Origin of the sequence: Prochlorococcus marinus CUG1415 (assembly GCF_017696015.1) — a bacterium.
In the GTDB taxonomy this organism is placed as follows: Bacteria; Cyanobacteriota; Cyanobacteriia; order PCC-6307; family Cyanobiaceae; genus Prochlorococcus_A; species Prochlorococcus_A marinus_AE.
Genome location: NZ_JAAORL010000001.1, coordinates 925650 through 947808 on the forward strand (window position 1 = coordinate 925650; position 22159 = coordinate 947808).

General features: G+C 29.5%; 36 protein-coding genes and 1 tRNA gene. 24 read left to right on the forward strand and 13 right to left on the reverse strand.

Features of this window, described 5'->3' with window-relative positions:
* Entirely contained in the window at positions 1 to 3297 is a 3297-nt protein-coding gene (carB, locus tag HA143_RS05240) for a carbamoyl-phosphate synthase large subunit (RefSeq protein ID WP_209083840.1), read from the reverse strand.
* Positions 3298 to 3405: 108 nt separating this feature from the next.
* On the opposite strand from carB, the gene HA143_RS05245 reads away from it, so the two are divergent.
* From HA143_RS05245 to HA143_RS05275, 7 genes are all read left to right on the forward strand, one after another.
* Positions 3406 to 4044 (forward strand): DUF3318 domain-containing protein, encoded by a 639-nt coding sequence (locus HA143_RS05245; protein ID WP_209083842.1) that lies wholly within the window; start codon positions 3406 to 3408, stop codon positions 4042 to 4044.
* Positions 4034 to 4378, forward strand: coding sequence for a ribosome silencing factor (rsfS, locus tag HA143_RS05250; RefSeq protein ID WP_209083844.1), 345 nt, complete (start codon positions 4034 to 4036; stop codon positions 4376 to 4378). Before HA143_RS05245 ends, rsfS begins: the two co-directional genes overlap by 11 nt.
* Before the next feature lie 7 nt (positions 4379 to 4385).
* Entirely contained in the window at positions 4386 to 4880 is a 495-nt protein-coding gene (locus HA143_RS05255; RefSeq protein ID WP_209083846.1) for a CGLD27 family protein, read from the forward strand.
* Entirely contained in the window at positions 4881 to 5846 is a 966-nt protein-coding gene (locus HA143_RS05260) for an asparaginase (RefSeq protein ID WP_209083848.1), read from the forward strand.
* Positions 5847 to 5892: 46 nt separating this feature from the next.
* Positions 5893 to 5969, forward strand: a tRNA-Met gene (locus tag HA143_RS05265).
* Positions 5970 to 6118: 149 nt separating this feature from the next.
* On the forward strand, positions 6119 to 7465 hold the full coding sequence (locus HA143_RS05270; protein WP_209083850.1) for a hypothetical protein: 1347 nt from the start codon (positions 6119 to 6121) through the stop codon (positions 7463 to 7465).
* A gap of 34 nt (positions 7466 to 7499) precedes the next feature.
* A complete protein-coding gene (locus HA143_RS05275) occupies positions 7500 to 7751 on the forward strand; it encodes a hypothetical protein (protein WP_209083852.1) in 252 nt (83 codons plus the stop codon).
* Between the two features lie 123 nt (positions 7752 to 7874).
* Here the strand turns inward: HA143_RS05275 and HA143_RS05280 are convergent, their stop codons facing one another.
* From HA143_RS05280 to HA143_RS05295, 4 genes are all read right to left on the reverse strand, one after another.
* Positions 7875 to 8123, reverse strand: coding sequence for a hypothetical protein (locus tag HA143_RS05280; protein ID WP_209083861.1), 249 nt, complete (start codon positions 8121 to 8123; stop codon positions 7875 to 7877).
* Entirely contained in the window at positions 8120 to 8638 is a 519-nt protein-coding gene (locus tag HA143_RS05285; protein WP_209083864.1) for a hypothetical protein, read from the reverse strand. The genes HA143_RS05280 and HA143_RS05285 overlap by 4 nt, the downstream gene beginning before the upstream one ends.
* A gap of 50 nt (positions 8639 to 8688) precedes the next feature.
* Positions 8689 to 9153, reverse strand: a complete 465-nt coding sequence (locus tag HA143_RS05290) for a hypothetical protein (RefSeq protein ID WP_209083866.1) — start codon at positions 9151 to 9153, stop codon at positions 8689 to 8691.
* Between the two features lie 178 nt (positions 9154 to 9331).
* Complete coding sequence (locus HA143_RS05295) at positions 9332 to 9592, reverse strand: hypothetical protein (protein ID WP_209083868.1); 261 nt, start codon at positions 9590 to 9592, stop codon at positions 9332 to 9334.
* A gap of 107 nt (positions 9593 to 9699) precedes the next feature.
* Between HA143_RS05295 and HA143_RS05300 the strand changes: the two genes are divergently transcribed.
* From HA143_RS05300 to HA143_RS09815, 4 genes are all read left to right on the forward strand, one after another.
* Positions 9700 to 9966 (forward strand): hypothetical protein, encoded by a 267-nt coding sequence (locus tag HA143_RS05300; protein WP_209083869.1) that lies wholly within the window; start codon positions 9700 to 9702, stop codon positions 9964 to 9966.
* 2 nt (positions 9967 to 9968) lie between these two features.
* Positions 9969 to 10193, forward strand: a complete 225-nt coding sequence (locus HA143_RS05305) for a hypothetical protein (RefSeq protein WP_209083871.1) — start codon at positions 9969 to 9971, stop codon at positions 10191 to 10193.
* Between the two features lie 100 nt (positions 10194 to 10293).
* Positions 10294 to 10563 (forward strand): hypothetical protein, encoded by a 270-nt coding sequence (locus HA143_RS05310; protein WP_209083873.1) that lies wholly within the window; start codon positions 10294 to 10296, stop codon positions 10561 to 10563.
* Positions 10564 to 10565: 2 nt separating this feature from the next.
* On the forward strand, positions 10566 to 10694 hold the full coding sequence (locus tag HA143_RS09815) for a hypothetical protein (RefSeq protein ID WP_257469937.1): 129 nt from the start codon (positions 10566 to 10568) through the stop codon (positions 10692 to 10694).
* Here HA143_RS09815 and HA143_RS05315 read toward each other — a convergent pair whose 3' ends face one another.
* Positions 10695 to 10943, reverse strand: coding sequence for a DUF1651 domain-containing protein (locus HA143_RS05315; RefSeq protein ID WP_209083875.1), 249 nt, complete (start codon positions 10941 to 10943; stop codon positions 10695 to 10697).
* A gap of 195 nt (positions 10944 to 11138) precedes the next feature.
* A complete protein-coding gene (locus HA143_RS05320; RefSeq protein ID WP_209083878.1) occupies positions 11139 to 11345 on the reverse strand; it encodes a hypothetical protein in 207 nt (68 codons plus the stop codon).
* 608 nt (positions 11346 to 11953) lie between these two features.
* Between HA143_RS05320 and petP the strand changes: the two genes are divergently transcribed.
* From petP to HA143_RS05340, 4 genes are all read left to right on the forward strand, one after another.
* Positions 11954 to 12343 (forward strand): cytochrome b6-f complex subunit PetP, encoded by a 390-nt coding sequence (gene petP, locus HA143_RS05325; protein ID WP_209083880.1) that lies wholly within the window; start codon positions 11954 to 11956, stop codon positions 12341 to 12343.
* A gap of 75 nt (positions 12344 to 12418) precedes the next feature.
* The gene (locus tag HA143_RS05330; RefSeq protein ID WP_209083882.1) at positions 12419 to 13414 is read left to right on the forward strand and encodes an ABC transporter ATP-binding protein; all 996 of its coding nucleotides are present in this window, start codon (positions 12419 to 12421) and stop codon (positions 13412 to 13414) included.
* A complete protein-coding gene (locus HA143_RS05335) occupies positions 13404 to 14198 on the forward strand; it encodes an ABC transporter permease (RefSeq protein WP_209083892.1) in 795 nt (264 codons plus the stop codon). Before HA143_RS05330 ends, HA143_RS05335 begins: the two co-directional genes overlap by 11 nt.
* Positions 14195 to 14989 carry an ABC transporter permease gene (locus HA143_RS05340; RefSeq protein ID WP_209083901.1) on the forward strand — a complete coding sequence of 265 codons (795 nt, stop codon included), beginning with the start codon at positions 14195 to 14197 and terminating at the stop codon, positions 14987 to 14989. Before HA143_RS05335 ends, HA143_RS05340 begins: the two co-directional genes overlap by 4 nt.
* Positions 14990 to 14992: 3 nt before the next feature.
* Here HA143_RS05340 and HA143_RS05345 read toward each other — a convergent pair whose 3' ends face one another.
* From HA143_RS05345 to HA143_RS05355, 3 genes are all read right to left on the reverse strand, one after another.
* Positions 14993 to 15253 (reverse strand): hypothetical protein, encoded by a 261-nt coding sequence (locus HA143_RS05345; RefSeq protein WP_209083903.1) that lies wholly within the window; start codon positions 15251 to 15253, stop codon positions 14993 to 14995.
* Positions 15253 to 15480, reverse strand: coding sequence for a hypothetical protein (locus HA143_RS05350; RefSeq protein ID WP_209083905.1), 228 nt, complete (start codon positions 15478 to 15480; stop codon positions 15253 to 15255). The genes HA143_RS05345 and HA143_RS05350 overlap by 1 nt, the downstream gene beginning before the upstream one ends.
* Positions 15481 to 15939: 459 nt before the next feature.
* Positions 15940 to 16752, reverse strand: a complete 813-nt coding sequence (locus HA143_RS05355) for a sulfite exporter TauE/SafE family protein (protein WP_209083907.1) — start codon at positions 16750 to 16752, stop codon at positions 15940 to 15942.
* A gap of 123 nt (positions 16753 to 16875) precedes the next feature.
* Between HA143_RS05355 and HA143_RS05360 the strand changes: the two genes are divergently transcribed.
* A complete protein-coding gene (locus tag HA143_RS05360; protein WP_209083909.1) occupies positions 16876 to 17217 on the forward strand; it encodes an HNH endonuclease in 342 nt (113 codons plus the stop codon).
* Between the two features lie 92 nt (positions 17218 to 17309).
* Here the strand turns inward: HA143_RS05360 and HA143_RS09895 are convergent, their stop codons facing one another.
* Positions 17310 to 17504: a hypothetical protein gene (locus HA143_RS09895; protein ID WP_373921641.1), complete on the reverse strand. Its 195-nt coding sequence runs from the start codon at positions 17502 to 17504 to the stop codon at positions 17310 to 17312.
* A 9-nt stretch (positions 17505 to 17513) separates the two neighbouring features.
* Positions 17514 to 17852 carry a hypothetical protein gene (locus HA143_RS05365; protein WP_373921642.1) on the reverse strand — a complete coding sequence of 113 codons (339 nt, stop codon included), beginning with the start codon at positions 17850 to 17852 and terminating at the stop codon, positions 17514 to 17516.
* A gap of 227 nt (positions 17853 to 18079) precedes the next feature.
* On the opposite strand from HA143_RS05365, the gene HA143_RS05370 reads away from it, so the two are divergent.
* The 7 genes from HA143_RS05370 (at position 18080) to rpsU (ending at position 20665) form a co-directional block, all read left to right on the forward strand.
* Positions 18080 to 18301, forward strand: a complete 222-nt coding sequence (locus HA143_RS05370) for a hypothetical protein (protein ID WP_209083913.1) — start codon at positions 18080 to 18082, stop codon at positions 18299 to 18301.
* Positions 18302 to 18337: 36 nt separating this feature from the next.
* Positions 18338 to 18568, forward strand: a complete 231-nt coding sequence (locus HA143_RS05375; RefSeq protein ID WP_209083915.1) for a hypothetical protein — start codon at positions 18338 to 18340, stop codon at positions 18566 to 18568.
* 220 nt (positions 18569 to 18788) lie between these two features.
* On the forward strand, positions 18789 to 19292 hold the full coding sequence (locus tag HA143_RS05380) for a josephin (RefSeq protein ID WP_209083917.1): 504 nt from the start codon (positions 18789 to 18791) through the stop codon (positions 19290 to 19292).
* 74 nt (positions 19293 to 19366) lie between these two features.
* A complete protein-coding gene (locus HA143_RS05385; RefSeq protein WP_209083919.1) occupies positions 19367 to 19552 on the forward strand; it encodes a hypothetical protein in 186 nt (61 codons plus the stop codon).
* 1 nt (position 19553) lies between these two features.
* A complete protein-coding gene (locus HA143_RS05390; RefSeq protein ID WP_209083921.1) occupies positions 19554 to 19949 on the forward strand; it encodes a phosphoribosyltransferase in 396 nt (131 codons plus the stop codon).
* The gene (locus HA143_RS05395; RefSeq protein WP_209083923.1) at positions 19946 to 20404 is read left to right on the forward strand and encodes a nucleoside 2-deoxyribosyltransferase; all 459 of its coding nucleotides are present in this window, start codon (positions 19946 to 19948) and stop codon (positions 20402 to 20404) included. The genes HA143_RS05390 and HA143_RS05395 overlap by 4 nt, the downstream gene beginning before the upstream one ends.
* An 84-nt stretch (positions 20405 to 20488) precedes the next feature.
* Positions 20489 to 20665, forward strand: a complete 177-nt coding sequence (gene rpsU / locus HA143_RS05400) for a 30S ribosomal protein S21 (protein WP_011863032.1) — start codon at positions 20489 to 20491, stop codon at positions 20663 to 20665.
* 72 nt (positions 20666 to 20737) lie between these two features.
* Here the strand turns inward: rpsU and HA143_RS05405 are convergent, their stop codons facing one another.
* Positions 20738 to 21052, reverse strand: a complete 315-nt coding sequence (locus tag HA143_RS05405) for a helix-hairpin-helix domain-containing protein (protein WP_209083925.1) — start codon at positions 21050 to 21052, stop codon at positions 20738 to 20740.
* 274 nt (positions 21053 to 21326) lie between these two features.
* On the opposite strand from HA143_RS05405, the gene HA143_RS05410 reads away from it, so the two are divergent.
* On the forward strand, positions 21327 to 21923 hold the full coding sequence (locus HA143_RS05410; protein WP_209083927.1) for a uridine kinase family protein: 597 nt from the start codon (positions 21327 to 21329) through the stop codon (positions 21921 to 21923).
* Positions 21924 to 22159 lie beyond the last annotated feature (236 nt).

Sequence of the window (22159 nt, forward strand, 5' to 3'; positions counted from 1 at the left end):
TTAATAATTATGGATTTCTTGTAGAGAGTAAATATCAATTCTATTACTTTGCAACGCTTTGATTGCTTTAATGGCTGCCTTAGCTCCAGGTATCGTTGTAAAAGTTGGAATATTATATTCTAAAGCAGCACGTCTTAGATATGCATCATCATGAAGAGCCTGCGATCCTATAGGAGTATTTATTATTAATTGAACAAGCCCCGAACGAATTAGATCCTCTATATTTGGTCTACCTTCATGTACTTTTAGCACTTCTTCAACTTGAATATCTAAATCAACCAAGAATGAGGCTGTACCTTTCGTTGCGATTAATTTAAATCCTAAAGTCAACAATTCCCTAGCAATTTCTTCAAGATTTTTTTTATCTAAATCATTAGTAGACAAAAAAGCTACTCCCTCAGTAGGAACACCATTTCCTGCTGCCAATTCCGATTTAGCATAAGCAATTCCGAAATCTTCAGCTAAACCCATTACTTCTCCAGTAGATCTCATTTCAGGACCAAGGAGGGTATCAGATCCAGGAAATCTTTTGAAAGGCAACACAGCTTCTTTTACTGCCTGATATTTTGGAGAAAATTCTTTGGTAAAATTAATATCTTCTAATCTAAAGCCTAGCATTAACTGGGTAGCTAATTTTGCAACAGGTTTACCGATGGCCTTTGAAACAAATGGGACCGTTCTAGAAGCTCTTGGATTTGCCTCAAGAATAAATAATTTGTTTTCATTATTATTTAAATTAGTAACTGCAAATTGCAAATTAATTAAACCAACAACATTTAATCTTTTTGCAATTAATTTAGTCCAGTTCTTTACTTTCTCTAATGTGGATGTTGAAAGAGAGATGGATGGTAAACAACAAGCTGAATCGCCAGAATGAATCCCTGCAGGTTCCACATGTTCCATTAGACCAGCTATTACAACTGAACCTTCTGCATCACATAAAGCATCAACATCTATCTCAATGGCATTATTCAAATATTGATCAAGAAGGATTGGATGATCAGGCGATACCTTGACTGCCTCAGAGATGTATCTCGATAATTCCTTCTCATCTTTAACAATTTCCATTGCTCTTCCTCCTAAAACGTAGGAGGGTCTTACAACCAATGGGAATCCAATATTTTTTGCTACTGTTTGTGCTTCATTTTGATTACGCGCTATTCCATTTAAAGGTTGCCTAATCCTTAATTCTTCAAGTATTTTTGTAAATTCCTCCCTATCTTCAGCTAAATCGATAGAGATTGGAGAAGTCCCAAGAATTTTTGATCCAGTTTTAACCCCATAATTAGATTTAAGCCATTCAAATAAAGGTAATGATAATTTCAGCGGGGTTTGCCCACCAAATTGAATAATCAAACCATAAGGATTTTCAGCTTCTATTATGTTGAGTACATCTTCCAAAGTTACAGGTTCAAAATATAAAATATCGCTAGTATCGTAATCAGTTGATACAGTTTCAGGGTTACTATTAACCATTATTGTTTTGTAACCATTTGTAGAAGCTTGATATGACGCATGACAACAACAGTAATCAAATTCTATTCCCTGACCAATTCTGTTTGGACCTCCTCCAAGAATCATGATTTTTTCTGATTCTTTATTTTGCGAAATTTCGCTATCAAAAGTTGGAGCATTTAAATTAAAGAAAGACTCCTCGTATGTTGAATAATGATAAGGAGTTGAGGATGAGAACTCTGCGGAACAAGTATCAACAGTTTTATATATTGGTAATATATTCAATTCTTTTCTATATCTTCTTACTTCAAAAAAATCAGAATTAGTTAACTTAGCTATCTGCTGATCTGAAAAGCCTAATTGTTTAGCATTTAGCATTAAATCTCTATCTAGATCATGAAGTTCTTTCCCTTTCAAAATATCATTTTCAAAATCAAAGATATGACGTAATTTTTCGATAAACCATAAATCTATATTAGTAACTTCTTGAATAAAAGAATTAGTTTTCCCTAGCTCCATAGCTTTTTTAACTATGAGAATTCTTTCCGATGTGGGGTTTCTTAAACTATTCTTTATTTGATTCTCGCTCTTAAATTCATCTAGCAAATCACATTCCCAGCCAAAAACACCTACTTCTAAGGACCTTAATGCTTTCTGAAATGATTCTTCAAAAGAGCGACCAATTGCCATTGACTCGCCTACGGATTTCATGGCAGTGCTTAAGGTATTTGACGAACCTTTAAACTTTTCAAAGGCAAACCTAGGAATTTTGGTAACTACATAATCAATTGAAGGTTCAAAACATGCAGGTGTTTTTTTTGTAATGTCGTTAATAATCTCATCAAGTGTGAAGCCAACCGATAATAAGGCTGCAATCTTTGCTATGGGAAATCCAGTTGCTTTACTGGCCAAAGCAGAGGATCTACTCACGCGAGGATTCATTTCTATTACAATTACTTCTCCATTAGTAGGATTTATTGCAAATTGAATATTACTTCCTCCGGTTTCAACGCCTACCTCTCTAATAATTTTCAATGACAAGTCCCTCAATCTCTGATACTCCTTATCTGTTAAAGTCTGCGCAGGAGCTACAGTAATCGAATCTCCAGTATGGACACCCATTGGGTCTAAATTCTCAATGCTGCAAACTATTACTACGTTATCTGCAGTATCTCTCATCACCTCTAATTCAAACTCCTTCCATCCAATAAGTGATTTTTCAATCAATATTTGATTACTTGGACTTTCCTCTAAACCTGTTTTACACAATTCGATAAATTCTTCAAGGTTAAAAGCTATTCCACCTCCTACACCACCTAAAGTAAATGCAGGCCTTATTATAAGAGGATAAGAGTTAATTTTTTGTGATACTTCTTTAGCTTCATGTAAGTTAGATGCTATACCAGATGGACAAACATTTATATTTATTTTTTCCATCGATTCTTTAAACAGCTTTCTATCTTCAGCTTTATTAATAGCTTTTAAGTCAGCACCAATTAACTCAACATTATTTTTTTTCAAGAAATCTAACTCTGATAACTTAACGGCAAGATTCAAAGCGGTTTGACCTCCCATGGTGGGAAGAATTGCATCCGGTTTTTCTCTTAAAATGATCTGAGAGACAATTTCAGGAGTCAATGGTTCAATATATGTTTTGCTAGCGATCTCAGGGTCAGTCATTATTGATGCCGGATTTGAATTTATCAAGATAATTTCATAACCAGCTTTTCTTAAAGCTTTACAAGCTTGAGTGCCAGAGTAATCAAATTCGCATGCTTGTCCTATAACAATCGGGCCTGAACCTAGAATTAGAATTTTTTTAAGATCACCTCTTTGAGGCATAATTTAAAACGTTCATTTATTTCATGCTACTTATAAATCATCAGATTTTAATCAAGTTACTTGAAAAGCAACATTTGTTTCTATAGTATTGAAAGAAATTAATTATTTATGAGCGAACTTCAGCGACTTAAAAGTTTGTTGCCTCCAGAGAATGAAAGTTGGGTATTTATTGAAGCTGCTGCTGCTATAGACCCACCTTTAATAACGCTTGAGGAAATTGGTCGTGACGAAGTAGAAATACAAATAGATTTAGATGAATGGGATAACTTTGCAATTGACCACAGAAATTTATTATTTTGGCACGAAGTAGGAAAAATTCAAAATGACACAATTCCTAGAGATGGATGGGAAATGGCTGCTCTTGCTATAGGGCTTGGAGGAGCGATAGGGGAGTTGTGGGTACAAGATGGGCTACTTTTATTACTTGCTCTTGGTTTATCAAGTTTTGCAGGCTATCGATTATATATAAAAAATAATTCTGAAAAAAAACTCCAAGATGCTATTTTTGCTGATGAAAGAGCTATAGATCTTGCTTGTAGATTTGGATACAGTATCCCAAATGCTTATAAAAGTCTTGGCGGAGCATTGAAGGAGTTAATTGAGAAAACTCGAAGAAAGAAAAAGAGAAGTTTCTTTGAGGATAGATTAGATGCCTTAAGAAAAAGTGCAGAAAAAGCTAGATCAGAATTGTCTCAGCAAGAAGGTTCAGAAAAATCAGTTTCTAGCGAAAATGTATATGGACAATAAAAGTTTGGTTTTAATGGCAGCTAAAGCTTGTGATGAAAAAAAGGCCAAAGATATAAAACTTATAAAAATTGACAAGGTGTCATTCATAAGTGAATGGATATTGATCGCAGAAGGGTTATCAGATGTACAAGTTAGATCCATAACTAACTCTGTAGAGGGAGAGCTGAGAGAGAAGGCTAAAGTTGAACCAATAAGGAAAGAAGGAGTTAATGAAGCAAAATGGGCTTTACTAGATTACGGTGATTTGATTGTAAATATTTTTCAACCAGAAATAAGGAGATTTTATGACCTTGAATCATTCTGGAGTAATGGAGATAATCTTACATTTCCATAATTATTTTATGAACGAATCTAAATGTCCTGTACCTAGAGAGCAACAACCCACAAATGAATTCATTGAGTTATCAAAATCTATCATTTTTTCTTGGCCAAAAACAAAAAAATCACTAATTCTTATATTGATTAAATTCTGGTTAGGTGCTTTTGTTCTATTTCTTATTATTTCATCAGGAAGCGTATATTTTAAAACTTCTCTTTTAAAGTATATTTTATTGAGTTTTTTTAGCAGCCTATCAATACCTCTCTTGATTTCTGTCAGATTATATCTTGGTTGGAATCATGTATTTAGGAGATTGACATCTGAAAGAGTTGAGTACGAAGAATCCGGTTGGTATGACGGTCAAGTCTGGATAAAGCCATTAGTTTTAAAAGAGAAAGAATCACTTATTGCTTCAGTTGAAGTTAAGCCTATTTTGAAAAATCTAATTCAAATTTTTTCTATTATCTTATTCTTAGGTTTATCAGGAATATTGCTTTTTCAATATAATAATTTTTAAATGAGTTCAAATTTCAAAAACCTCTACACATCAAATAATCCTCCTTTACAGGCAACCTTAATGAGAGGATCAAATATTGAGTCAATCCATAAAATCCATGCTGTTATTACCGACAAAAAAGGGAGAGTTTTAATGTGTGCAGGAAATCCCGAATATAAAAGTTTCATAAGGTCTGCATTAAAACCTTTTCAGGCTATCCCTTTTGTTAGCAGTGGAGCTGCATCTAAAAACAATAATGATTCAAAGTCAATTGCATTAGCATGTGGTTCACATAGTGGATCAAAACTTCATTCAAGGCAAGCCTTTAAAATTTTATGGGATCATGACATTGATATTAATAACCTGAAATGTCCAAAAACAAAGACAAGTCCTTTAGAACATAATTGTTCAGGTAAACATGCTGCTTTTTTAGCTACATGCAAAAAAATGAATTGGCCATTAGATAGTTATTTAAAGGGGGATCATCCACTTCAAATCGAAATATTCAGAATTGTTTCTGAATTACTGGAAATTCCCATATCTGAAATAATTGCAGAACGTGATGATTGTGGTGCCCCAACTCTTTATCTAAAATTATTAGAAATGTCCAAGTTATATTCGCTTCTAAGCAGTTCAGACAATGCTGAATTAGAACAAATAAGTAGAGCTATGACAACTAACCCAATAATGATAAGTGATAACAATAAATTCGATACAGAAATAATTAAGGCTTCTCATGGACAAGTAATAGGTAAAGGTGGTGCCGAGGGAATTCAGTGCCTATGTAAGGTAAATGAAGGTATAGGATTGGCTTTAAAAGTAGAAGATGGTTCAAAAAGAGCCAAGCACGCTATTAGTCTGCACTTACTAAAACAACTAGATTGGATATCTGAGTTAAGAATTCAAGACCTTGAAGAAAAGGTGTTTAATTTTTCTGAAGGAGTGCGAATTGAAGTTAAAGGTCAATTAAAATTCCAAGAATCCTGAAGAAATAGAAAAAACACCCCTTTAACGATGTATGCTATGTATATGTCGCGGGGTAGAGCAGTCTGGTAGCTCGTCGGGCTCATAACCCGAAGGTCGGAAGTTCAAATCTCCCCCCCGCCACCAAAGATATAGCCTCCATTAGGGGGCTTTTTTATTGCAAATACTAGGTTTTCAAGTGTCAGTCCTAACTTTACTTAGAGTTCTGTGTGTGATTTAATCAGTATGTACAGGTCACGTTTATGTGGTTTCAAGTAGACTTCAGGTAGACTTTTATGAAAAGATCACGCAATAAAATAAGAGATTGGGATGATGTAGTCGGTTTTTTAATGGATATTGATGCAAGATATATGGTTCGTAGGTATACAAAATCTCCATTTTTAAGCATTAGAGATAAACAAACTAAGAAACAATATTCATTAAAACCAATAAAAGCGTTTAAAAATATAGATCAAATATTATCTGTTTCAAGATTAATAGAACACGTTGGTAATCAAGAATGGAATTTAGATATACCGATTCTCGATCAACTTGCATATTTAGATAACCCAAATCTAGAAATAGATAAAGAACAACCCTTATATAGTTGGAATGATATTTCTAAAATTACTATTGAATATTTAGATAAAACTCAAAAACGATCTAGTGCAAAAAATACTAAAGCTGATTTAAATAATCTTGTTAATTCAAATACTTCTATTAATTGGAACTCTATAAAAAGATGGGTATTTGAAAAAAATGTAGAAAGTAGACCATTTAAAAATAGATTAGATTCACTTGAACAAATTAGATTAGCTTTATCAAGTACTAATGGTAATGAACCAAACTTTATTCCTAAAACTTATTTAACTGTTTTAAGAGAGCAACATAATAGAGAAGCTAGAAAAATAAATAAATATATTCCTACTAAAGAGTTTGGAAACATAAGAGGAATACCAACTAAAGAAGAAGCTGAACAATACTTTGATTCATTAGACAAAGAGTTTGAATTAGAAAAATGGTACTTAGCTATTCAACTTTGTTATGGGTTAAGAAACCATGAACTATTCCATATTGAAAAGGTTAAAAAGAACTCGGTTAAAGATTCTGAGAAATGGATATATATTCCAGGGGGATGGAGAACTAAAAGTAAATACGAGCATTATGCTTTTCCTTTATATCCTGATTGGATTAAGAAATATAAGCTATTAAAAAACTTTGATTCTATGCAAAAGCAATTAAGAACTAAAGCATCAATGGTTATTAAAAGTACTAGAGATAAAACTAAAGATGTTGATCCAAAAGATTTAAATGATGTTGGTGTATGTGTTAATAACGATTATTTAGGTGAATGGATTGGTAGAAGATTATTAAAAGCATTACCTCCATTACTTGCCTCAATTCCTAATAAGAAAGGATTAACTAATAAGAGTGATAAGAAAGAAAGAATAACTGCATATGACCTAAGACATACTTATGCAATCAGACTTGCAACTGATCCAAGATTTGAACAAATAACAATAGAGCAAGCGGCTCAAGCAATGGGGCATGATGTATCTACACATAAAAAGCATTATCAATATTGGATAAGTAGTGAAGAAAAGAAAAAGCAAATTATGTTTTCTACTTCAATACCTGAGTAAAATTAGTAAAGGTGATAGGACAAAAAAGTTAACCATGTGGTGCAGTTTTAGTGAAGCTAGTAAACTTCTGGGTTACAAATCTCGTTCTACTTTGTACCAATTAAAAAATAAGGGTTTATTAGACGATTATTTAGAAGAAATTGAAGGTAAAACATACCTTTATATGCGAAAAAAGAACGGCAAAACCCTTGCAAAACATATAAGAGCCAATGTTTTTGATCGTAATGGCTTTATGTGTAATAACTTTGATCCTGATAAGTACATAGAAAGCCTTAGAGAGCTTTAAATCGCACTAAATCGTCTTAATTACGCTCTAAAAAGACATAGCAAAGTGTCCTACAAAATAATTCCTCACGTTAGATAAAAAAAGACCGTTTGAACGACCCACAGGGAAACCTCTAGAAAGAACCTACTTACCAGTTAAGCAAAGGTAATTATAATATTTTCCCTCTAGGCTCTTTTTATCCACCCATTGATTGGTAAATTTTTTATATTTTTCCCCCTGTTGTTCGCATTGCTCCATATCCTTCATCTCAATTTTTTCCAATGTTTTAGGATCAAGGGGATGACCACCTCTAAGAAGAAGCCAAACACTTTCAGCATTAACAGCATTAGGTAAAGCGAGTGCTGCTAGTAGTGGGAGTAGTAAGCGTTTCATTTATTTAGGAGCCTTTTTTCTAATTCAACTATTTTATCAAGTACAGATTCACAATATGGAGGCGGATCTAATAATTCTCCGCCGTCGAAAATTGAAACTAGTGCAATTAAAAGTGCCATAAATAAAAAACCAAAACATAGCATTGCCATTAGTGGTGCATATACAAATATTGCAGATAATATCCACCAAAAAATAGCCATTATGAAAATTTGCTTTTTAGTAAGCTTTCCTCCTTGTTTAAGGTAATTCTTGACTTGGGATTTATGAATCCTAATAAAAAATAATCCATAGATAATTGATAAGAGACTATGGATTAGAACTACATTAGTTAGAGATGATCCATATAGAAAAAAGAAAGAAATAAAGAATAAAGAAAAATATAAAACTAATGGGGTAATTAATCCCAAAAAATAAAACCTAATATGCCTTTTTTTCTTTAAAGGAAGATCCTTTTTTGTTTCCTCAACTCTATAAACAGGCTTGCGATAATATTTTCCGTCTTTATCGTATGGCATAAAAAAAAGAGGGTTTTATCCCTCCATGTTAGATCGACTGTCAATGTCTCTTATGCTCCTCCACAGGCGTTTTTCCCATAGCGACCATAGTGAATCTTTCTTGTCCTTTCATTCGTAATTGAATAAATCTCACCTCTGACATCTGAATCAAAATATTTCCTACATTCAACTGGAACAAATTTTAGACATAGTTTAATTCGATCATTAGGCTTATACATTTTTTTTGCATCTTTAATCAAGATTGGGGGATGAGCGCCTAGGGTATCCCAATTATTATGTTTATATTTTTCCAACTCGTAACCAAGGTATAAACCCAAATTAGAAACCTTAGGGTTGTGAGATAAAGCAATTATTGCTCTTGGGTCATGTTTAGGTTCTCTCCATGTTGTATGCAGCTTTTGAAAAGTTGCGCTAGTACATTCCTCGACTTTTAAAGCAGGTTTTAAACCATAAGGTCTTGCTTGAACAGGTGCAGTAATTCCAAGTATCAAAGATGCTATTAGTAAGCATTTCATTCGTTTACAAGTATTCATCAACTAACAAATAACGAAAAAAGCAGGCAACCGCAAAGAAACAAAAAAAAGTTAACAACAACATCTACACGCCCAAGAATTAGGGGAATAATTACGAAAAGAGTGAGAAGAAAGATAATAACTGGTAAATTGTCTTTGTTCATCAGTAAAAGCGTTTCATTTATTCAACAGGAGTTAGTGAATAACAAATATCTTTATAACCATTTTCTTTATCCCACTCTTTCATCTCTGGAGTACTTGTAGCAGCAGCAAATCCCTCTAAATCTTTAACTTCAAGTATTAAGTGACTTTTATGTTCATTTACTTTGATGAGTTCATATTCTTCGACATATTTATGTCCCTCCTTTTCATGGAAGTCTGCTACAAATTTATCGAAATCTTCAAAAGAACAATCAAAAGTAGAAACTATTAAGGTATTCATAAAAAAAGAGGGTTTTATCCCTCTATGTTAGATCGACTGTCAATAATTGAAGTGTTATCTTGAACTAAATTCCTGTCAAAAATATCAAAAAGGATTTAAAGAATTTTATGAAATCAGAAGATATAACTGCTATAGCTACTTCAACAATTGCGGTAACTCTTATTTTAGGGACTGTTTTTTATTTCCAACAAGAAGGTGAGAAGATGCGTCTCAGAGAGGAGCGAGTAGAACAAATGCAATTAAAAATTAAAAAGAAAACTGCAAATGAGAAATTTATAAAGGATAGAGATAATTGTAAAACTTTTTTTGACGAAGATAATGGGTATACAAAATGTATGAAAAGTAAAGGTTGGACAAAACGTTTATTTAATTGAAAATGAAAAACAAAATTCTACCTTTTATCAAAAAGTACCCAATGAGCATCTTATTAGCGATTATTGCTCTTAATTTGTTCTCTATTGCAGGGAGTTTAAAGACTTCAGCAAAACTTGATTATAAGAAATTAGTTTGTTTAGAAGAAGGCAGATATACAAAGAAACAAATGCAAAAGAAACTTGGTTCTAAATATTATTCAAGACAATGCAATATGCTTTCCTATTGAGTTCCCTTTAGTTCCCTTTATACACCCTGTTTTTTTGGTGATTTTCTTGCTTTGTCCTTAATTTTTCGTAATTATGCGTATATAGGCTTTCACATAGGGGTTGACGATTATGAAAATTCCAAACAAGATGTTGAAAGAAATTAGAAAAAGTGGATACAATAAAAAGCTTGTACATAACTACATAAAAGAGCTATTAGACAGCGAGAAAGAAGATAACAATCTAGAGCTTATAGACAATTACTTACTAGATAATGATCTAAAAGAACCTACTGCTGAGATAATGATGGCAGCAGACCTTATAGACGAATACGCATTAGATAAAAGATTTATGAGAGAGCTTGAAGATAGAGATCAATATGAGGCTGCTTAAAAATGGCTATTAATTATATGGCAAAATTAATTTTATTATTTGCTCTTTATTGCATTTCTGATTTATCAATAAAAAAGGATATTTTAAGAAAAGCTGTTCGCAGGGCTAATAGAGCTAGATCAATTTTTTAATTAAAAATAGCTATTAAATATAGAAGTTTTCTTCCATCCTTCCTGTAGGAGTTGCTTATATTCTTTTCTTGCAGCCTCAACAGTTTCCACCCTGCTACCTTTCATTACTGGTTTACTTGATCTCTTATAAACGCAACCATAAGAAATCATCATTGCATCAATAGTTGGGGATGGTTTAGATACATCTTCAAATGGTTCAAATACTTTAATTCTGGATCTATCTTTATTTATTAGGGTGAATTTATCCATTTATATAGTTTAACTCCCGAAGAAAATGGTCGGGAAGTTGTGTTTTATTAGTGATAGTAATAGATTTAGTGCTTTTCCTTCCCATTGAATATAGATATACCCTAAATTAAGATATTTTTGACCCCTTTCTCTCTATCGGGAACTGGGAACTGTAAAACAAGACTATAACTATAGTTTGCTTATTCCCGAAGGTTTCTATCGGGAACTGTTTTCTACCTTTTGTATTTCACTATCAACTAAACCATAAAATCCCTTCTGAAATCTTTTTAGCTTTTTCTTATTGACCATTATTCCTAATGTATTATCTACAGTTTTACGTTTAGCAGATGCAATCTTATAAGCAGTATCCACAATATGTTTTCTACTTACTTTTTCTAATCCTTCTTTATAAAAATCACCCATAATTTCTAAAATTACATCTTCACAGCTGCTTTTTTAGTTTTTGCAATTAATATCAGCAATAAATAAAGATAATTAACAACTGCAATGGAAGATTTTATATCTAACAAAAAATAGCTTATTAGAACTTATTAGAGATCCTTTTGGATGGAAAATTTTAAATCAACTCTCACTAATAGACCAACAATAATAAAGAGAATTCCAATGTAAGAGTTAAAAGTTAGCTCCAAAATATTTAATTAGATTGATATCTAAATTTTAACTCATAAATCATTTGTATTGAATATTTTAATAACAAAGAATTTTAAAAATAAGCAGAATTTTAACCTTTCTCTAATCTTATAAGTAAATTTTAATGTAGAGTTGAAATATTAATTTAGAGATACGAAATACATGCAAAATTTGCTACAGCGCGATCTAGGTTCAAGCTTGCTATCAATAGCTGTTATTTTAGGATGGTTAGGACTGTTTTTTGTATTCTTGAGAATATTATCACTTTCAATAAAAAGAATCCTTGAAGCAATATTCAAAAAATCATAATTATTGAAATAAATCAATTATTTATAAATAGTCACATAATTCTTTTATTAATAAGTATAATAACCTAAAAAATGTCAATTCTAGATAAGACTAAAATAGGAAACTTTGCCCAAGTAAATTTAGAACAATCAAAGGATAGGCTAACTAAAGAAATAATTGACGCAATAAATAGTTCTTCGGTGGGTAAGATAAGTGATTTCAGAATAACTGATGGTAAAGGTATTGGAGTCGTCTTGAAATTATCTAATGGAAAAGATCAATGGTTTTTTGAAGATGAAATTGATCTTCTAGACGAAAATGGTAATTTATTAAAAAATATTCATGATAGAAAAGAGAATAATAATTTGATAATCGATATGTTAAAAAAATTAAAGTATGAGAATAAACATAAGGTTAAAGAGTTAGTTAATCCAATTAACTTTTTTCTCTGGATAGTAGTATCGTTTAAAGATATTTTGTAAATTATAAAAATCTTTCTAAAATAGAGATCATGTAATAAATATATTTAAAAACTTTTAATAAATTTCAAATTTGAAATGGTAAAAAATATTATCGAAATAAGAAATTTGTCTAAATCATTTGATATCTCTTCAAAAGAGCCAGGATTAAAAGGAACAATTAAACATTTTTTCAGAAGACAGACAAAAAGTTTAAAGGTTATAAAAGATATAAGTTTTGAAATAAAAGAAGGAGAAATAGTAGGTTTTCTAGGTGCAAATGGAGCTGGGAAAACAACAATTTTAAAAATGCTTTGTGGCTTAATTTATCCTAGTGAAGGATCAATTTTAGTTTCAGGATACTTACCGTTCAAAAGAAAAGAAAATTTCCTAAAAAATATCACATTAATAATGGGACAAAAACAACAACTTATTTGGGATCTTCCACCAATTGAATCATTTTATTTGAATGCATCAATATATGACATCAATAAGTTCGAGGCAAAAACAAGAATAAAAAAATTATCCGATATGCTTGAAATTGATGATGAGCTATTTATACCTGTTAGAAAACTATCACTAGGTCAACGTATGAAGTCAGAATTACTAGCAGCATTGATACATGAACCAAATATTCTATTTTTAGACGAACCTACACTTGGATTAGATATTAATGCACAAAGAAATTTAAGAAAATTTCTTCAAAAATATAATAAGGAAACTAATGCAACGATATGCCTAACTAGTCATTACATGAAAGATATTACATCGCTATGCAAGAGGGTTATATGTGTTCATAATGGATCCATTTCATATGATGGGAAACTAGATTTATTATTAAAAAAACTAGCTCCTGTTAAGGAAATATTAATAGTTTGTAGATCAGAAGAAGATGCCATTAAATTAGCTAATTCAGGTTTTAATGTTTTAAATAAAACAAAGAAAGAAATCACAATAGAAATTGAAAATAACTTTATTACTTCTTCATTGAAAACCATACTAAATAATTTTGATATTGAAGACCTTTATATAAATGAACCACCTATAGATGAAATTATTGGAAAAATATTAAATAAAACAAATTATGACATCTAAATTTATTAACCGTAAAATAGTTACCTTATTACAAGTCCAATATTCAAACATGTTGGAATATAGGGTAGAGATTGCATTATGGGCAATTTCAGGGGTTATTCCTTTTTTCATGTTAAACATATGGACGAACAATAACCTTAATGAATCCATAAATATCAGTGATGTTATGCTTTCTAGGTATTTCTTGTGTGCTTTTTTTGTAAGGCAGTTTTCAGTAGTTTGGGTAGTATTTAGCTTTGAAGAAGATTCTCTTATGGGGAAAGTATCTCCTTATTTAATCCAACCTTTAAATCCATTTTTTAGGTATTTTACACAACATCTAGCAGAACAAATAACAAGATTTCCTTTCGCACTAATAATAGCATTTTTCTTTTTTATTTTTAATCCAGAAAGTATATGGATCCCAAATTTGGGTATTTTATTCTTATCAATAATCTCGACTTTCTTATCTTTCTTAATTCAATTCTTAATCCAGTCAATAGTTGCATGTCTATGTTTTTGGACAGAAAAAGCATCATCAATCGAAAGGTTATTATTTATTCCGACTTTATTTCTCTCAGGTCTTTTAGCTCCAGTTGTTTCATTTCCCCAATATGTTAAATCTTGGATTTATTTAACTCCTTTTCCATATCTAATCGATTTCCCTGCAAACCTACTATCAGGTAATGAAACAAATATTATTGGAGGCTTCAGCATTCAAATTCTATGGATTCTTTTACTTTTCCCAGTTTTTAGAAAAATATGGTCTTCAGGCACAAAAAAATATACTGCTATGGGATCATGAATCCAAGAAAATATTTAAAAGTTTATAAAAAATTTTTACATACTTCTCTAGCTTCTGAATTTGAGTACAAAACGAATATATTAATTGATTTAATTACTGCAATTTTAAGTTTAATAGGGAGTATTTTTTTATTATCTATTTTCTTTCAAAACAATGTCAGTATTGGAGGCTGGGAATTTGAACAGGCATTAATTATCCAAAGTATTTATACTATTTTGAATGGAATAACTAATACATGGTTCAATCCAAATCTTTCTGAAATAGTTAAACACATAAGAGAAGGAACCTTAGATTTCGTACTTTTAAAACCTATTGATAGTCAATTTTATATCTCATTAAAAAAAATAAACCCATCTGGCATTTTAGAAATAATGCTTGGATTTTGCTTATTGTTATTCTGCATTAAAATCAATCAAATACATTTAAATTTAAGTTTTCTGGCATTGTGTTTTATTGCCATAATCTGCTCAATTTGTATTTTGTATAGCTTATGGTTTTTTATTTCTGCAACTACTATTTGGTTTGTAAAGACATGGAATGCTACAGAAGTATTAAGGTCGTTCCTTTACATTGGAAGATTTCCTTTGAATTCATTTTCATTTTCTCTAAGAATATTTTTTAGTGTTTTCATTCCTATTGCATTTATAACTACAATACCTTCTGAAGTTTTCCTAGGTATTTCTCAGTTATGGAAAATATCACTTGAAGTTATTGTCGCTATAATATTTCTTGTTACTTCTAGAAAGTTTTGGTTATTTGCATTAAAATTCTATTCATCAGCTTCTAGCTAAATATTATTTAACAACCTCCCTACAAAATTCCCAAATTCTTTGTTTACTTCTAAGATTAGTTAGATTTGATAATTTTCTAAAATTAGATTTAGATTTTTCAAGAGATAAAAGCCTACATTTATGTTCAATTTGATAATGTCTTGCAATGATTCCTAATTTCAGTGCAGCATCGCAAAAGATAATTATTAGCGCGATAATCAAAACATACCTTAAAACATTTGTAAATGAATTTGAGTAATTTTCAGTTTTTAACTCAAACTTCATTATTGAACTATATGATTGGGGCACTTAACAGCAGCAACAGCAACAGCTGCAACTTTGAAATTTTCTGACTTTTCAATAACCTTTTTAACTTCTAATGGTCCAAATTTATGACTTGCATCACTATATGAAAGAAGTAAAGATTTATAATTGTCGTGACCTAAATCTCTATATTCACAGAAATTGTTTCCAACATAGTTCAAAAGAGTAAGTAATGTTAATTCAATCATTAAGGCTTTTTAATTAACAAAGTTCTTCCGAATAATACAATGAATGGCTATTTTAACAAGTTTAATGACTAAATATGCTTGAAAATATCTAAGAAATAATTTTACTCTTGAAGCTAAAAATTACAAAATTATTTCAGTATTGAAAGAAACAAATAGATAAATTTTTTAAACACTACCCATAGTGTCTTCTGAAGAATAAATTTGCACTACCGATAGGGGGTTGCAATTTTCAAGAAATTGGTTTAAAAATAAGTTTCCCCATCACCTGGCCTTACAAAAGTGAGGCCTTTTTTTTACTTTTTTTAAAAATCAGGTTTTCAGTAAAAGTATATTAAAAAAAAAATGGTTATTCATTAAAACTCGGAAAAACAAATAAAAGGGAAAATAAATTCATCTTAAATTAACTATTACAGATGTTTTTGGTCTTTTTCCGCAAAGGTTTTAGTATTAAAAATTAATTTATAAAAAACTGATTATGGATTTAATTATTAAGCTAATCCCTACAAAAAGACAAACTATTGTAAAAGTTTTTTTAATTAATCTATTTCCTTTTAATTTCGATAAATGAGCTCCGAAATATCCTCCTGTAAAAGAACCAAATATCAATAATAGTAGTAAATTTGAAGGAACTGATCCTATCTTACTCAAAATAACTGCCCCGGTAAAATTCCAAAAAATCCCAACAGTAAAGAATGTCAAACTTATAGCACGAAGAAAATCCATTCCAAAGGTTTTTATTAAAAGTATTGTTACAAGCAATCCAGTCCCTGAAGAAATAGAACCATTCAAAATACCTATTAGGAAAATAAAAATTAAAAATCTAATTTTATGAAATAAATTAAGTTGATTATTATCAGAGGATAGACCTAAGTTAGATTTAAAGAATGAATAAAATGCTAATAATATTGAAATCATTCCTAAAAATAAATATAAATACTTTTCTGATATAAATTCAACAACAGAAGCCCCAAAAATTACCCCAGGTATCCCAAATAATAAAATTTGAAAAGCTACATAAATATCATTTTTTAGAGATTTGTAATTTCTTAATGAACCGCCTAATCCTAGTGCTACTGTTGCTAATTTATGACTAGCCAGAGCTTGATAATAAGGCACACCAGATAAAATTAAAGCTGGCAATTGAATTAAGCCTGCTCCACCTCCAGAAATTGCTGAAAATGTATTAGAAAAAAAGGATATCAAAAATATAGAAATAAATTTATAAAAAGAATAATCAAAGCTATTTACTAATGGTGTTAATAAATAAAGCATTAAATCTAAATTCTAATTTCTTAATATTTTAAAAAGATAGGATCGAATTACAAAGTATTATCTTCTTTTTTCAATCATAGTTTATTTAAAACTGCTATTATCAAAAATATTTTCAAGAATATTATGCATAGACAAGATGCAATTTACCTTGATCAACTATGTCCCAAGATAAGTAATAAAAGTTGGAGAGAGTCACTTTATAAACTTACTAGATATAAATGCATTTATTGCGGTAAGCCATCAGAATCACTTGATCACATTCATCCAATGTCAAAAGGTGGAACAAGCTGTACAAGTAATTGTGTGCCATGTTGTTTGTCATGTAATGGTAAGAAATCAGATTCTGAAGTTCTTAGTTGGTACAGAAAACAAAATTTTTATGATCCTAGAAGAGCTATGGCAATTCGTGCATGGTTCAATCAGGATTTAAGACTAGCGGCGGTTCTTTTGAACTACCTAAATTAAAAATGAAATGATGAATTGACAAAAGTTACTAATAATATTTTGTATCAGGGGAAATTCAACTTCCTATTTTTGTAAATAATAATACATTTTATTTAAATTATTATTTTAACTTCAGAATTGATTTTATGGCTTCTGATAATCGAAATGTTAGAATAATCATCTTTCCACATTATTGGCGAATCTATAACCTTTCTCTCGGGAGATTTTACTGAAAAAATCAAGCCGAATACAAAAAGAATAGTGATGAGGATTATAATCATTACTAATTTGTCTGAAATATTATTCATTAACTTAATCTATCTAGAAAAATTTTTGTCAGGAGTTGTTTTTTCGTAAATTTCTAGAAAATAAGATTTAAAATAATCAACTCCCTCCTTTCCAATTAATCCAAATGACCATCCACAATCATTTACTACTTGCAATGAAATTTGATTTGCCAAGTCATCTTTCTCAATCCATTTTTTTTGTGGATTGTAAGAAAAAGATATAATATTTTCTGTTTTTATAATAGCTGATTTCATTGCTTCATCTTTAGAAAAACCATTGTTAATAGCCTTGCAATATTTTATCGAGAAATTATTAGAGATCCTATTTTGAAGTAAACTAACACTAGGGTCTGAAGTATCAAATGCCATACCTATTAAAGGATTAAAGAGATAAAAAATAAAAAAACACAAACCCAAAAAGAACTTTAACAATAGCTATACTTTAATATCTATAAATTATATATTAGTTTTATTTTGTTTTCTTTTCAATTGAATCTTATAATTCATAAATGCAAAATTAAATTTCAATTTATTAAAAATTAATAGTATTGCAATATGTTCAGCAATAATAGTTTGAGGTTTATTTGACTACTGATATGTACGAATCATTGATGACATTGCTATTTTTCCCTGACTGGACAAACGGACTACCTTCAGACTTTTTAATACTTCATTTTTTCGTCGGAGCTGTAATTTTCCCATTCAACATGATTCATGCTAAAGCAAGAACAATTGACAGTCAGAATCCACAAGAAGCAGCTAATGGGTATAAAAATTCAGGAACCACATCATTCTTTGGTTACGAAGAAATCAATTAGATTTAAATAAAAGTTATTTAAGGAATTATTTAATTGATGATAATTTCCCTAAATAACGTTTTAAATCTTAAAATTTTCAGTCCTAGTGAACCTATAGGAATATTTATAGTTTCTCTAGGATTAATATTTAATGTTTTGATTTTATATACTATTTATGCTGTAAGCACTAATAAAGAATCACTAGAAGATAAAAAAATAAGAACTAAAAAAGAATCTTTACAAAAAGAGAAAATAAGAAAATTATTTCCTAAGAAAAAATCAATTTAATTGTTTTATTACTACTCAGGAATATATTTATATTATCGACTAACAAATCAGTAGGATCCAAAAACATGATTTTTAGCTCTCTTAATTTAAACATTATCAATAAAATATTAATACTAACAACTAATTTTTCTTTTCGAAAAACTAATTTTGTGATTTTATACGTCAAAAATATTTTCATCACTAGAATTAAATGTTAAAAATAAAGAAATTTATTTAAATTGTGCAAAATACAACTCAAAATCTATTTCTTGCTAGTGGAGTAAAAAATGGAGAAGGGTTTTGGATTGTAGGAGTCAAAAATTGTGATGAAAATATTCTTGATGATAAAAACCTTTTAGATTGTCATAGAAAAGAACTAATAGGAAATGAATCAGCAAAAGATATTCTTTTCGCTATTAATTTAAACATAAATAATTTATTCAATGAAATAAAAAATAAAAATTATTTCATTGAAAGACCTTCAATAGGAATTTCTTTTAATATCCCACTCGACCTCTTGGAATGTATTTTTGATTTTTGGTTAGATATATATAAAAAAAAAGAAGACTGGGAAACTTGTCTAGGTCTTCTTAAAATCAGAAAAAGAATTTCTCTAACAAGCCTAATTAAAAGCAAAAGTTTAAAGGGCAACTCTAAAAAATGGGCTATGAAAGTTGAAACTTTACATACTTATGTCCCAAATCCCCATAGAATTGAAAAGCTAAATGAGCCAATGTGGAAATAATTCTACCTTTAATTAATAAATATATTTACTTCATAGGATATTTAAGTAAAAATAAAATTATTTATTAATTAAAAATGAATAAGCCATATTCTTTTACTAACGATCAAATGAACGGAATTGTCGAGGATACTTACGCCAATATAATCAAAGAATGTGAAAATTTAAAAAAAAACACTAATTGCCCAAATGAGCAGGTAGTAGCTCTTTTAAGTGTAATCGCATCAAGTTTCGCAACTTCAACTGAAAAAACAAAAAATTAAGATGATAAGTTATTTTACCTGGAGCGAATTTGATAAGAGCGTAGAACATATAGCTAAAAAATGTAAGTTTTTAGAGTTTTCTGGAATATATGGAGTACCTCGTGGTGGTTTATGTCTTGCCGTAGCACTAAGCCATAAATTAAAAATAAATTTGATTTCAGAACCAATAAAAAATTCACTAATAGTGGATGATGTTTATGAAACGGGAATTACATTAAAAGCCTTCAAAGATATTGAGGGAGCAATGTTTTTTGTATTGTTTAGTAAAATAAAACCTACATGGTGGAATACTGTACATATATCTGAAAAAAGGGAATGGATAGTTTTTCCATGGGAGGAAACTTTAAATTTACAAAGAGACCGAAACGAATATACAAAGAAACGAGGTTTAAGTTGAAAAAAAAATTGTATTTAGCAAATCCATATGGATTCTCAAAACAAACTAGAAATCTCCTATATGAATTTATTAATATTTTCGATGATTTAAATATAGAAGTTTATGAACCATTTGATAGGACGAAACACATAATACAAAAAGAAGGTGAATGTGCATATAACATAGCAAGAAGTAATTTCCATGATTTACAAAAATGTGATTGCATTTTTGCGATTGTTAATGGTACACCTCCAGATGAAGGTGTAATGATTGAATTGGGTATTGCAATTGCTTTAAAAAAGGAAATCTTTTTATTCAGGGATGATTTTAGAAATTGTTCTGATAGCAATCAATACCCATTAAATCTCATGCTATTTCTTGGACTGCCTAAAGATAATTGGGAAAAATATTATTTTGAATCCTTACAAGATATAAAGAGTAATAAGAAAAGATTTGTGGAATGGGCAAAAAAATAAGCTAAATAAACCAAAAACCCATGAATTAAAGTTTTAAATAAAAAACGCTTAAAAGATGTTAGAATATAATTTATTTATAAAATTTTGACACAAGTTACAGTAGGAGAGAATGAGGGAATTGAATCTGCCCTTCGAAGATTTAAAAGGCAAGTATCTAAATCAGGAATCTTTGCAGATTTAAAAAGACTAAGGCATCATGAAACCCCTGTTGAAAAATACAAACGAAAGTTGCAACAAAGAAGGAAAGCAAGAAGAAGATAATTAGTACTAGCTAGCCTTTAAAAATAAATATAGAATTTTATTATTACTATTTTCAGTAGGTTAAAAATTTAATTATTTAAGTTTTTTAAGCTTCTTAACAAGATTTACTCCCACCCCTGAAACAGCAAGAAGATCTTTCTCATCTGCTGCAATAACTGCTTTTGTTGTTTTAAATCCAGCCTCATATAAAGCCTTAGCGCTTTTAGCTCCTACACCAGGTAGTGTGGTCAAGGTTTCAATATTTTTCTTAGAATTAACTTTTTTTGCTTTTGTTTTTGAAGATTTTACAGACTTAGTTGTTTTTTTTTCTTTCTTTAAAGGAGTTTCAGGTGATGCTGTACTTTTAAATAGAATAGATTTTAGTTTACTTAAAAAGTTAGAAATCATTGCAATATATAAGTAATAAAATTAAATCTTCAATTTAAATATATTATCAAATTCCCAGTGGAAATTAATAAAAAAAAATTTAGATAATTGAATGAAATTAATTTATTTACATTTATATAAAGACACATATTTAATATTTATGCAAGCTTACTAGTAATTGAAATTATTTTAAATAAGTCTAAGAATTTTAAGAAAAGAAAAAAAGTACTTTCCAAAATTAAAAGTATTTACTACAAGTAAACTTAGAGTCTTAATAGAGCGCAGAGCATAGAATATGAAGCTCATATTTATAAGTGGTCCTTCTGGGAGCGGTAAAACAACCTTATCAAATCAAATAATAGTAAAAATTAAAAATGGTATTGTTTTAAGTACAGACAATTACTATAAAACAGGGCTAATAAGTAAATTACTATCAAAATTTTTAGAAGGTTATTTTGATAGAAGCATTAGTTTTGATTACAAACTATTTAAAAAGGATTTTAATTTTATTATAAAGAATGGAATTTCAATCTATGAGCGTTATTATAATTACAAAAAGAAAAAAATAAAAACATTTTTAAACGAAAAAAATAATATTAATTTTTTAATTGTTGAAGGTATTTTTGCTAAGGAATTTTCAAGGACTTTATATAATCAAAATTATTTTTTTTTAGAGTTAAAAATAAATAAAAATGAGTGTATGAAAAGAGCTATACAAAGAGATTTAAAAGAAAGGGGAAAAGCTAAAATAAGAGCTGAAAAAAATTTTTTAAAATCTTGGGATATTTATTATGATAAATTCAAAAATAAAAGTATAAAAAATAATACTAACGAATTCATTATTACAAAAAACACTAATATTCATCACATACTTAAAAAAATATTCAATTAAGTCTTAAAAATTTTACTAATATTAAATAACTTAAAATTAAGCCTTCAATACTACCAAATCCTTCTCATTCAAACCAATAACCACACAATCCATTATATTTTTTACTTAATTGAAAAGGGAATGGGAAAGCACATCCATAGTTTTGTAAACGCTACATTTTATAATATATATTTTATCATTACAAGTTAATTGATTTCGGAAGAATTACCTTCAAAAAGGTAATTGAAATTATTAAA